At 60.9% G+C, this 297-nt stretch carries 1 pseudogene; it reads left to right on the forward strand.

Annotated elements, in window-relative coordinates:
- Positions 1-297: pseudogene (locus EOD29_RS31190) on the forward strand (lipid-A-disaccharide synthase); the annotation flags it as partial.

Genomic DNA, 297 nt, shown 5'->3' on the forward strand with positions numbered 1-297 from the left:
GGGAAGGCAGCCAGGCAACGGCCCGATCCTGCTTCTTCCCGGCTCGCGCTCCTCCGAGATCCAGAAGCTTCTGCCTTATTTCGAGGTCGCCACGAATGAAATCGTCGCCCGTAATGGGCCGACACGCTTCATTCTGCCGACCGTAATGCACAGGCAAGCGCTCGTCCGCGAAATGACGGCGGGATGGGCGGTAAAGCCGCAGATCGTCGTCGGCGCGCAAGCAAAATGGAAAGCCTTTGCCGAGGCCGATGCAGCCATGGCGGCGTCTGGAACCGTTATACTCGAACTCGCACTTGC

This window comes from Mesorhizobium sp. M1A.T.Ca.IN.004.03.1.1, assembly GCF_003997555.1.
Taxonomy (GTDB): domain Bacteria; phylum Pseudomonadota; class Alphaproteobacteria; order Rhizobiales; family Rhizobiaceae; genus Mesorhizobium.